Genomic DNA, 11,446 nt, shown 5'->3' with positions numbered 1-11,446 from the left:
CCCACGATGGGGTTGTGGATTCTATGGCGTTTTCCCCAGGGTAGCTCGTTCCTCCCAACCCTGGGCTTTGAGGCGCAATCCCGTTGGGATAGGGAGGAAGCCCTCCGAACTTGTGGGTAATGCTCAGGTCGTGCCACCGCGGTCCATAGTCAAGAGCCCTCAGAATGTTGGGGTTTTTGTCGGGCTTCTCACCGCGCGTAGAGCACGTGGAGGTTGAGGGGCGGTGGCGGGGCGGCGTTCAGTACCCGCACCACGGTAGCGTCGTAGGCAGGGGTATGCACACCATCGTCCGCTTTGAGCATCAGCGTGTATTCACCCGGGGTATGGAATACGGCGGTGGCCGCGGCCTGGTTCGTACCGGTCAAGGTCACCGCGGACGGCCCTGAATACAGCCGCCATTCCAAAGCCAACGGCAAGGTGTTGGTATGGTTCACCTGGGCCACCAGCGAGACGCTGGCCCCCACCCGCACGGTTCGATCCTGGCCGACATTGACCATCGGCGCCCCCGGTGACCGAGGCCCTTCGCTAATGCCGGTGCTCTGGATCACTTCGAAATTTGTGACCGACACGCTGGATAAGTGGCTGAACGCTGAACTGGACCAGCGCTGGTCCGGGGCGACCGACAGGGAGAAAAAGCCTCCATTGTCCGCCACCAGCGCGCCATACTTTTTCAGCGCCACCAACACCGCCTTCTCCTCCGTCGACCAGCTTGGAGGAATGACGAACGAAGAGCGCAGGCGCAGGCGCTGTCCCATCGCGGGCCGGTTTGGGCTGGTGTCTGAGGATGCGTGGTGGGTGGCGGGATAAATGTGGCTCCGTCGTGTTTTGGCGACCACGAGCCTCAGCGCGTGCTCGACGACTCCGCGCTGGCATTCGTCGTAGCGCACCAGGCCCGCGAACATGCTCAATCCGGCCGCGTCGGCCGAGGTCCAGCCTTCCGGGCGCAGCGTGTTGCTGTTGAGATTGAACTTCGCCCCGTTGGCTGCCTGCCACTGACTTTGGCCACCCACAACGGATAGGCGAGTCTGCCAGGTCTCCCAGAGCAGTCCGGAGCTGGGCTGCAGGATGATGGCATGGCGGTCGCCGCCGTCCCCGTACAGATCCCGTTGCCAATCGAACAGGGTATAGGTGGAGGGCGTGTCCCTGGGCCAGGTTTCAACCGGCAGTATTGAAGGGATAGGATATGGACTGGGGTCTGACTCATCACCGTAGAGGTCGAACACGATCGGCACCAGCGGTTGGTTGGGCGGAACCAAGGCGAAGTTCATCTCGTAAAAGGCGCGTATCCCCCGTCGGCTGGGCTGGAGGTCGGCCACAATTTGAGACATCATCGCCGCGGAGTTGGTCAGCAGGGGCCGACGAGAAACATCCTCATTCCAGGCATTGTCTGGAGGGAAGATCTGCAAACGTGACACCACGTCATCGGATTCGGGGGTATTGAACAGGACGGCGTTGGTAACTACGGGCAGCGGTCCTAGTATTCGGCCGGCGTGGTTGATCCGCTGGGCTCCCAGGCCCCAAGGCAGGCTCAACCACAATAGGATGCACAGGCGTACTGTCGACACCCTGGCGGTCAAGCAGGAAGCGTTCCCTCTGGATCAGTGGGCCGCAAGCCGACGGAGGCGAGTTCTCCTGGCCTCACCCATTTCAAACGGAACCTGCCTCCTAAACGGTTGCATTTCTGCGGTGGGCTGGGATAACTGATCCTCTCACGCAGTCAGGGCCCGTTGATGGCCGGGGATGTGGACATTCTGGGCGGCGGGAGCAGGGATGCGTCAGTTAAAGTATTTGTGGCCAATACGGAACCGTTGAACAATCGCGAGCCGGTCGGAACCGAATTCCGCACCACCCATTGGAGTCTTGTGCTGCGGGCTGGGGACATCTCTTGTTCGGGGCGCTCGGAGGCCCTGGAAAACCTTTGCCGCGCCTATTGGCGTCCACTTTATGGCTTCGTCCGACGCCGTGGTTATGATGAGCATGAAGCCAAGGATTTGACCCAAGGCTTCTTTGCGCGGCTGTTGGAGAAGAACGATGTTGCCGACGCAGATGCTTCGCGCGGGAAGTTTCGCACCTACCTGTTGACCTTGCTGAACCACTTTTTGGCGAATGAGTGGGATAAGTCGCGACGACTCAAGCGGGGTGGTGGAGTGTCGGTGGTCTCATTGGATGACGCCGACGCGGAGTCACGATATCTCCTGGAATCCTCTCCGGATTGGTCGGCTGAGAAGGTCTTTGATCGTCGTTGGGCCGAAGCGGTTTTAGAGGCGGTGTTTGTGCGGTTCCGGCGAGAGGTCGCTGAGAGCGGGGATACCGAACGCTATGAGGTTTTAAAGCCATTCCTCCTGGGTGGAGAGGGTTCTCAGTCGTATGCCGACGCTTCCGCCAGGCTGGGAATCAGTGAGACAGGAGTTCGTTCCGTCGTTCATCGCTTCCGCAAGCGCTTTCGTGAGTTGGTTCGGGCCGAAATTGCCCATACGGTGGCCCGTCCCGAGGACATCGACGGAGAGATTGCCTATCTTTTTTCAGCTCTCGCGGGTTGAGATCGCTCCAGAGGAGCACTTTGTTTGCAACAGGCGGCTGCTCCTGCTTCAGAAACAGAGTAACCGGTGAATCCGTCCTCCAGCATGACAGAATTGGGTCCAGTTTGCCCCCGATGCGGTGAACCTCACCGGGCGGGGGTGGCTGATGGGCTGTGCCCGCGCTGTCTCTTGGGATCACTGATGTCGGAAGAGGGTGAGGATCAGGGAGGGCGTGGAGGGACGGACATTCCAGCGCGACGCCTAGGAGACTACGAATTGATCGAGGAAGTTGCCCGCGGAGGCATGGGCACGGTCTGGCGGGCCAGGCAGCGGCGACTGAACCGCATTGTGGCGCTCAAGGTCCTTTCGGGGGGCTGGCTAGCTTCGCCTGAACTCGTGGAGCGTTTTCGCACGGAAGCGGAAGCGGCGGCGAGGCTGGACCACGTTAACATTGTCCCTATTTATGAAGTGGGAGAGCACGATGGCCAGCACTTCTTTACGATGAAGCTGGTGGAGGGTGGGCCGCTTTCCTGCGATCGAATTCCTTCCGGAGCCCATGAGCGAAACCAGAGCGCTGCTCGTCTGGTCTCGACCATTTCCCGCGCCGTTCATTACGCGCATCAACGCGGCATCCTTCATCGCGATCTGAAACCCGGCAACATTCTGCTCGATGGCCGGGGGGAGCCGCACCTGACGGATTTTGGCCTCGCCAAGGTTATCGAGCAGGACAGTGCCATCACCCGGACCCAGGCAGTGATCGGGACCCCCAGCTACATGTCGCCCGAACAGGCCAGGGGCGATACGAAGCAGCTGACCACCGCGGTGGATGTGTATGGTCTCGGCGCCGTGCTTTTCCATCTGCTCACCGGGCAGCCTCCCTTCGCCGGGGGTACCACGATGGAGACCATCCGACAAGTTTTGGAACAGGATCCTAAGCGGCCATCGGCATTGGATCCCGCTGTGGATCGGGACCTGGAGGTGATTTGTTTGAAGTGCCTGGAGAAGGAGCCGGCGCGCCGCTATGGGTCGGCGGAAGCTCTGGCAGACGACCTCGACCGCTGGAAGAGGAACGAGCCCATTCTGGCGCGACCCAGCCATTGGTTGGAGCGCGCGGTCAAGTGGGTTCGACGCAACCGAGCTCAAGCGGCCTTGCTTGCCCTGGCGGCGATCAGCGCGACGACGGTGACCGTGGTTTCATCCGTCATGAATGTCCGGCTGACCGGTGCCCGGGCGCAGCTCGCCGGCCAGGCCGAAGCCCAGCGGCGGGATCTGGTTCGATTGAATGTCGCCAGCGGCAATCGCCAGGCCGAGTCGGGTGACGCCTTCAGCGCTCTCGCCTCGTTTGTGGAGGCTGCGCGACTGGATGAAGGCGATTCCGAGCGATTTGCCATGCACCGTCTCCGGTTCAACCAGACGCTCGCTCATATGCCGCGTCTCGAGCACCAGTGGATGCACACGGGGTCGGTCATGACCGCCCGCTTCAGCTCCGACGGGCTGCGCGTGGTGACAGCGAGCCGCGATCGTACGTCGCGGGTCTGGGATGCGCTCTCTGGCGAAGCGATCACTGGCCCCATGCCTCATACGGCTGGCGTCAATTGGGCGGGCTTCTCAGCCCAGGATCGTTTGGTGTTCACACGAACCGTCACGGGGCAGATCCAGGTGTGGGAGGCCGACAGTGGTGCCCCGGCTTTTGGTCCTTTCGAAGGGGTGGGTTCGGGGAGCACTCGGGATGGCGCATCGGCTGGCGTTTCGTTTTCTTCCGATCAGCAGTGGTTTGCCGTGATGAAGAAGACCGCGGTTGAGATTCGCCGAACCGCGGATGGAGAGTTGGTGGGAGAACCCTTGGCCTGTGTCGCTCGGCCTAACCAGGTCTTGTTCGCACCCGATGACCAGCGGGTGGCCATTTTGCTGGAACGCGGTCCGCTGGTCATTCACGATTTGGTTACCAAGGAGACACGCCAGCATCCCTCCGGGATCGGCTGGCGCAATGGAGCCTGGTCGCCTGACGGTGAGTGGCTCGCGCTCTCCAGCGCCAACTTTACTGCCCGTTTATTCCACGTGGGCCGTGGTTACCTCGATCCCGTCGAATTGGTGCATGAGGATACTCCTCTCTCTCTACAATTCAGCCGTGATGGCGAGCGGCTGCTGACCAGCAGCTACGACGGCACTGCCCGGATGTTTGAGGCGAGGACGGGGAAGTCCTTGATGCCGCCGAGGCGGCATGTTGGGCCCGTCTTTGCTGTGGCGTTCAGCCCTGACGAGCGTTGGTTTAGTACTGCGGGCTGGGATGGATTCGTCCGACTCTTTGACGCTCGGACCGGGGAGGGTCAGCGCGACGGTCTGCGGCATTCGGGAATTGTTCGGGATCTCGCGTGGAGCCCGGATGGCACTCGTTTGGTTTCCGCGGGGTCGGAGGGGGCGGCGAGACTGTGGCATATTGGAACGAACGGGCCGGCGCGTTGGAGCCGGCCTCATGACAGCCAGGTCCAGGCCGTTGCATTCAGCCCCGACGGCGCACGGTTGGTGGCCTTGGGGCTGAAGAAGGAAGCACGGATCTGGAGTCTTACAAACCAGGGGGCGGCTATTGCCCTCCCTCACCCGGCACGGGCCATCGCCGCGGCCTGGCTGGATGTCCGTCGGGTGGTGACGAGCTGCTCTGACGACCACTTGCGGACTTGGGATGCAACCACCGGTCGTTTGCTGGATACTGTTTCGATCGAGGGGCGGGTCCGAGATCGTTTGAACGAGCATTTCTCGCCCGACGGTCGACTCTTCGTGGCGGTTTTGCCGGGACGGCCCGCTGGGGTCTGGACGGTGGCCAGCGGCAAACGCCGGTTTGAGGTGGGGGCTTCCGCGCTTGGCACCGTCGCGTTTTCCCCGGGTGGTCGCTGGATGGTGGCCTTGAATGGCGTGACGGTCCAACTTTGGGATCTGTCTACGGAACGGGTGTCCGGTAAGCCCATGAAGCTTCCCACCAGCGGCACCGCGGTGACGATCAGCGCCGCAGGGGATCGCATCGCGGTTGCGGCCAGCGATTTTTCCGTCACGATCTATGAGTATCCATCGGGCCGTAAGGTGTGCGGCCCTCTCGTTCACGCCGGCACGATCCGCGACCTGCGATTCACACCCGACGGCCGAATCCTTGCTTCAGGAGGGCATGACAACACACTCCGCCTCTGGGACACGTCGACCGGTGAGCCTCTGGGCGCCCCGTTGCAGCATGGCGGCTGGGTCTTGAAGTTGGATGTGCGCGGCGATGGACTCGCCTTTGCAACGGCCGGCAATGACCTTGTCGCGCGAGTTTGGGAGATTCCCGCCGATCAACAATCCCTCACCGAGATGCAAGCGATCGCGCGGCGCCTCGGAGGGGGAGCCATCCGCTGATGCTTTTAGATCGTTGAGGAAGGGGTTTCTGGAGCGGGGACATATTGCCCACGGACGACGCGGACCACCTCGAACCCGTAGGGTTCCCAGAAATAAGCCGGGGGTGCCGGCACCCCCGGAACCGTTAGCAGTCTCGAGCATCGCGCAGCGATGCCACCGGCTTCCGAGGCCTGCGTCACGCCTACTCAGGGAACCCGATCGGTTCTTCAGTCCGTTCGCCGGCTGGTGGCACGCCTTTCAGGGTGCTATTCCATAGGGGGCCGACAGACCGGGGGTGTCGCTGCGCTCTACGCCCCGGCTAATCTTTTGGAACCCTGCGGGTTCTCGGCCGCGGATTTAGGAACTCACCCGAAGAAATGAGGGTCTCCTACAGCATTTTTGGCCCGCATTATTGGAGGTGAAGAAGAGATCGCGCCACCGGAGATCAGAGCTATAAACCCCGTCGGACCGCTTCACGGTCAGCTCCATGGAACCTGGTTTCTTCGCGTGAGGCTGCACAGGTCTGGACACCGAAGCGAACGATCGGTTCACGGAGAGGTCGTCATTCTTGGAAACTTCATTTTCTCTGCAACACGGATCCCGGAACGCTTCAGATATGAGGTGAACACGGTCCCTGACTCTTGAAATCATGCAGTGTCCACAAAACAAATTTGGCGAACCAATCAATCTATGAAAAACCATCCTACTTACCCCTATCATTGCGCAGGGGTCGCGCCCCGGATCAGCCGGTGGATGTTGATCGTCCTGCTGAGCCTCACTTCAACCGTCGTGTCACATGCCCAGGTTGACGTCTTCATAAGATTTTTAAAAGACGATCGTGGTAATTCGTTCCCGGGAGAGAGCGATGATTCGGTTTATAAGAGCACAGAGGGATGGTGCCGTATTAGATCTTTCTCGTTGGGAGCGGAGCTCACCTTCGTCACGCCGGTTGGCGGTGGTGGAGCGGGTCGAAGGGTGAGTTCCATCGGGTTCGATATCGGGAAGGAAATGAAAGTGATCTCTCCCTCGATCTTCCTCGCGATGGCTAAGGGATCTCCGTTTAAGATGATGGAGATGGTAGTTCGCAAGCAGGGCGCGCGAAGCGGGGAGGCCTATCTTAAGTATGAATTTCTGGATGCGTTGCCGATACGTCAGAATTGGGCTGGAAACGAGGATGAACCGATCGAGACCATTCGATTCGAGTATGAGGCGCTTCGAATGACCCTTCGCTCCCAATCCTCCACTGGAGAGTTGGGAGCCCCCGTGGTGGCAAAGTGGGATTTCAAGGAAAATAAGGAAGCCTTCGGAAGCGCAGTACCGTAGTTCGATACGCCACATCAGCCTAACGATCGCGCTGTCTCATCTTTACCCCTTTAACCCCATCGTTCATTTCTCATGAACCTCTCTTGGATCCTTTCACCGTGGTTTCTCGGAACATTGCTTCTGCTTTCGGTTCCTGGCGCTCGGGCGGAATCGTTTGATGTTTTTGTGAGATTTGGCTTTTCGGAGCCATCGATGCCAGGGATCGGTGAGTCGACCGACCCCGAGTTTCCAGGGAGCCAGGGGTGGAGTAGGGTAGTGGGTTTTGAGGAGGGTGCTAGCAAGGCCCCTCCGGATCCTGGCAAGGGCGCCACCGGAGACAGTACCCAGGGCCCCTTTCAATTCGATCCGACGACCCTAGTAAAACTCATCGACGGTGTCTCTCCTGCACTCTTTCGCTCCTTTGCCGACGGAAGCCGCCTTAACTATCTCCTGTTCGCCATGCGCACGAAATCGGTTGGGACTGAATCCAAGACGCGGCCCTTCTATTTTGCCAAAGCGGAGAGGGTCCGAGTTCTTAGGATCGAATGGACTTGCGATCTCGATGGAGCGCCTTTTGAAAAAGTGACCTTCGATAAGGCCGCGTTTCAATGGACGATTCAATCGGCTGACGACACCCGCTTGACGGGCTCGGTAACCGTCCACTGGGATCCAGCGGCACCCCTCTCCGGGGAAGGTCCTCTCCCCGGTGTTGTGCTGACTCCGAGGTCCTTGTCCTCTGCCGCGCAGGGTATGCCCTATCGGCAGGTCTTCTCGGTTTCGGGAGACACGGCTCCACCGTATGAGTTTTGGATGAGCGGCGGGCTGTTGCCCGACGGGATGACGTTGTCTCGGGACGGAGTGCTTTCCGGGACGCCGAGCCGTAATGGTCAGTTCACCTTTCGAGTGGCGGGCGGTGACTTCGTTGGCAACTTCGATGAGCAAACCTATACCTTGGTTGTGTCGAGCGGACCACGCATTCACCTCCTGGACGCGAGTGTGGATCCGAGCGAGTGGCGGATCCGCCTCGAGGGGATCCCCGGTCGCTTTTTCCGCATCGAGTCGGCGCCGAGCCTCGCCGGTCCGTGGCAACCAGAAGGGATGGCGCATGAGCTGCCTGACGTTGGCTACATGGAGATGTCGGTGAGGATCGACAGCTTCCCGACGAGATTCTTCCGCGCCGTGCAGACGCTCACCGGTTGCCCCACCTTGCCCACGGGACTCGTGCATTGGTGGCGCGGAGAGAGCGAGGTCGATCAGGTCCAGGGGGAGCCATTGGTCGCGATCGGGGAACCCGAGATCTCTCCCGGGCGCATCGGCAACGCGTTTCTCTTCGATGGGAAGGACGACCGGCTCAGCCTGATCGAGGAAGGGCAGCCGGGCAGCCTGATCGAGCGCGATTGGACGCTGGCGGTTTGGGTGCGGCGCGATGATTCGATCGATGCCTCCAGCGCCTTGTTGTTGGACGCTCGCACGGCGGTGAAGTTGGAGCAATATGGGCAGGCCGGTCGACGCGTTGGGATCACCTGGTTCGGTCGCTGGGATCGGTATTTCTCCTACTCCGCGCCGACCCGGGTATGGGTGCATCTGGTTCTCGCCGACACGGCGTCGGGCACTGCGCTGTATGTGAATGGACAGCTCAGCGAGGTTATCCCGGATCGGATTCCGCTGCCACTCAGCACGATGGGGGGCGGAGTAGGGGACCGACTTCGAGGAGCCGTGGACGAGATGCTGGTCTTTGACCGGACGCTGTCTGTGCAAGAAATTGGTCAGCTTTACCAGGCCTCCTTAAAGCTGGGAAACTGCGATCCGGTGCCATGAAGTGGACCCCGCGTTCTTCTTACTTCTTTGGGTGAGTTCCTGAATCCGCGGCCGAGAACCCGCAGGGTTCCAAGAGATTAGCCGGGGCGTCGAGCGCAGCGACACCCCCGGTCTATCGGCCCCCTATTCAACAGCGCCCTGCAAGGCGTGCCACCCTTCGGAGAACGGGCTGACGAATGGATCAGGTTGCTTGAGTCGGCGGGGACGCAACCCTGTTGAGGCGGTGGCATCGCTGCGCGATGCTCGATACTTCTACCGTTTCCGGGAGTGCGCGCACTCCCGGCTAATTTCTTCGAACCCTGGGGTTCCCTAACACCAAGGTGAGAACCTACCGTGTTGCCCACCGTGTTTAGTCGCCATTTATGGAGGTAAAGATCAGGGCACGACGTTGCTTTCCTTCAGGCCGCCTCACGCCCAAACAGGCCCCAGCGATCATCGCGATAGCGAGGGCCAGCAGCTTTGTTGGCCCATTTCGGCAGGAAACTGAACTCGCATTGTTCTTGGATATCCCATATTAACTAGATGTTATGAGTCGTTCGCAACGCCGCAGTGCTAGTGCTGGGTTGATTAAAGCGTTTGCCGTGGGGGTGTTGCTGATGTGGGCCAGTTACCTTGAAGCGCAGCTCCTGGAGTTACGGAGAATGTCGTTTCGCAGCCAGCCCGAAAAACCCGCCAGCGATGTAAACCAGGACTCCGTTTTAGATGAGCACGGCAACCTTTATCAAACGGGGTTAACCGTCACTCTGAAGTATGACAGTGAGGGAAACCTGAAGTGGGTAGTTCCCATACCTGGATTGAGTCTCGCGCTGCTCCCTGGGGGCGACTTGGTTGTGGTGCATTCATCAGGTGGCTCCGCACGAATCAGTCCGGATGGAACGATCGCTTGGGCAAAAACTAATGTTTATGGGCGCGTGGTAAAGGTGGAGGGATCCGGAAGCTTGAGGATTCTGGGGAATGATGGGTTTAACCTTAAAAAACTTAGTGCGGAGGGAGAAATCCTTTGGGAGACAGACCATCGCGGCAGTTTTGCAGGGGCCAAGGCGGATTTCTTAGCGATTGGTCCTGCGGGCCAAGTCTTTCTGATGGGGCTCTCTGACACCACTCAACCACCGGTCAGCGCAAGAAGCGTGGTGGAATGCGTCGATTCCAACGGATCTCTCTGCTGGATCAACCTCGTGAATGGGGGTGAAAATAGTCGCGGAAGCGCCTTAGTTGTGGCCTCAAGTGGCGATCTCTTTGTCACAGGAACGCAGGATCTCTCTTCTCAGTTTACCTTCACGCACACCTATCTCGTACGCTTCGATCCGGCTGGAAAGCAAGAGCAGCTCGCTTTGTATAAAAGCACATTGGGTTCGGCCTCGAACTCTAGCGAGTATGGAACGACGTTGGCATTGGACAGGGATGAAAACCTCCTAGTTGCCTCCCGAGGTTTCTCAGGCTCCCGATCCACGGTAATATCTAAATACACTTCCGAAGGAGTGCGTCTTTGGAGCACGTTTCATGGACCTTTCTGGGGAGACCCACTTCTTATCACTAGCGGCGATGCCGCGATTTTTGTCTCCAACATGCCAAGTAAGTATCCTCAAAATCCCGGGCGGGTTCCCGAGATTGTTCACGTCAACAGAGATGGAGTCGTTGACTGGATATTTCCGATCGAAGAAGACCACGAGTTCCCCCTCAGGTTCTATTTTTCTGTGAACAATGCATATGTTCGTGGTGCTACCCATCTTCTTCTTTCTGGGACCAAGTCTGACAATACATTCCCGTTTTACTGGGACTACGAGTATCAAACCCGGGAGTTCCTAATCACGGAGCCAGCCAATCGTCCTGAAATCCTCGAGTCGCCTCGTGATCTGACAACCAACTTTGGCACCCATGCACTCCTGACGGTCCGTGCCGCCGAGAAGCAATCGACTCCAGGCGGTCTAACCTATCAGTGGCTGTTGCAAGGTGAGGCAATAGGGGGAGCCACAAACTCCACTCTTGCGATTTCCAAAATTGGAACGACCAACTCAGGTTGGTACTCAGTCATGGTCAGTAATCAATCGGGAGCGGTCGTGACCCCGGACGCTTTGGTGGTTGCAGTGCCAGAGATCCATCGGCCGCACTTGACGGCCGAAGGGAAAGTAACTTTTGAGTTTAGCAGCGAGAGAGGGCTGAACTACGACATCCAGGTTTCAGGCGACCTCCAAGCTTGGCAACTTTACTCGACGATCACGTCCGTCGGGGATAGCACGGTCTTTATCGAATCCGAGCTGCCGCATCACATTCGCCGATGGTATCGAGTAAAGCCTCAATTCTCTCTTCCATAGAGCATCATCTCCTCCGCCAACTTTCACGGCTCCAAATTCGGAAATGATGCTACCTATGAACTCGCGCCTCACAAACAATCCTTGGCAGAGGGGACGCTTGTAGGGATGGTTCTTGTCGTGCCGACAGGCTTA

The 11,446-nt window shown here is 59.1% G+C and carries 6 protein-coding genes; 5 read left to right on the top strand and 1 reads right to left on the bottom strand.

Annotation, left to right across the window (positions count from 1 at the left end; all coding sequences use genetic code 11):
• Positions 1-188 precede the first annotated feature (188 nt).
• Positions 189-1,565 (bottom strand): hypothetical protein, encoded by a 1,377-nt coding sequence (locus tag JNN07_09825; GenBank protein ID MBL9168027.1) that lies wholly within the window; start codon positions 1,563-1,565, stop codon positions 189-191.
• Between the two features lie 225 nt (positions 1,566-1,790).
• On the opposite strand from JNN07_09825, the gene JNN07_09820 reads away from it, so the two are divergent.
• From JNN07_09820 to JNN07_09800, 5 genes are all read left to right on the top strand, one after another.
• Positions 1,791-2,540 carry a sigma-70 family RNA polymerase sigma factor gene (locus tag JNN07_09820; GenBank protein ID MBL9168026.1) on the top strand — a complete coding sequence of 250 codons (750 nt, stop codon included), beginning with the start codon at positions 1,791-1,793 and terminating at the stop codon, positions 2,538-2,540.
• Positions 2,541-2,720: 180 nt separating this feature from the next.
• Positions 2,721-5,903, top strand: coding sequence for a protein kinase (locus tag JNN07_09815; protein ID MBL9168025.1), 3,183 nt, complete (start codon positions 2,721-2,723; stop codon positions 5,901-5,903).
• Between the two features lie 669 nt (positions 5,904-6,572).
• Positions 6,573-7,205: a type VI secretion system tube protein Hcp gene (locus JNN07_09810; GenBank protein MBL9168024.1), complete on the top strand. Its 633-nt coding sequence runs from the start codon at positions 6,573-6,575 to the stop codon at positions 7,203-7,205.
• A gap of 72 nt (positions 7,206-7,277) precedes the next feature.
• Complete coding sequence (locus JNN07_09805) at positions 7,278-9,002, top strand: type VI secretion system tube protein Hcp (protein MBL9168023.1); 1,725 nt, start codon at positions 7,278-7,280, stop codon at positions 9,000-9,002.
• Between the two features lie 527 nt (positions 9,003-9,529).
• Entirely contained in the window at positions 9,530-11,314 is a 1,785-nt protein-coding gene (locus JNN07_09800) for an immunoglobulin domain-containing protein (GenBank protein ID MBL9168022.1), read from the top strand.
• The last annotated feature ends 132 nt before the right edge of the window (positions 11,315-11,446 follow it).

This window comes from Verrucomicrobiales bacterium, from assembly GCA_016793885.1.
GTDB lineage: Bacteria > Verrucomicrobiota > Verrucomicrobiia > Limisphaerales > UBA11320 > UBA11320.
The sequence above is the reverse complement of the archived record's forward strand: the minus strand, read 5'-3'. Positions and strand labels throughout refer to the sequence as shown.